The 483-nt window shown below is 63.4% G+C and carries 1 protein-coding gene; it reads left to right on the top strand.

The window, feature by feature from the left end; translation table 11 throughout:
- Positions 1 to 21: 21 nt before the first annotated feature.
- Positions 22 to 483 (top strand): hemolysin III family protein (locus tag EN984_RS37230; protein WP_245480218.1); only part of this gene is annotated, 462 nt, incomplete at its 3' end.

Genomic DNA, 483 nt, shown 5'->3' with positions numbered 1-483 from the left:
GACAACCAACCCTACCCCGATATCCCGTTCATCGGACGCTGGCACTATTCGCGTGCCGAGATGATCGCAGACGGTATCGTCCACGCGGTCGGCATCGTGCTGGCGATCGCGGCAGGGTCGGCACTGCTGGCGCTGGCGGCGTTTCGTGTCGGACCTGGCGAATACATCGCCGCCGCCTTCTACGTGGTTTCGCTGCTCACCGTGCTCTCGGTGTCGATGACCTACAATCTGTGGCCGGTGTCGTCGCCGGCAAAATGGGTGTTGCGGCGTTTCGACCACGCCGCGATCTATCTGCTGATCGCCGCGACCTATACGCCTTTCCTGGCGCAGCTCGAAGGCTCGCCGCTGGCGCGCTGGATGATCGTGCTGGTCTGGGCCGCGGCAGTGCTGGGTATTGCCATCAAGGTGTTCTTTCCCGGCCGTTTCGACCGGCTGGCGATCGGTTTCTATCTCGCCATCGGCTGGAGCGGCATCATCCTGGTC

Source organism: Mesorhizobium sp. M7A.F.Ca.CA.004.12.1.1, from assembly GCF_003997835.1.
GTDB lineage: Bacteria > Pseudomonadota > Alphaproteobacteria > Rhizobiales > Rhizobiaceae > Mesorhizobium.
The sequence above is the reverse complement of the archived record's forward strand: the minus strand, read 5'-3'. Positions and strand labels throughout refer to the sequence as shown.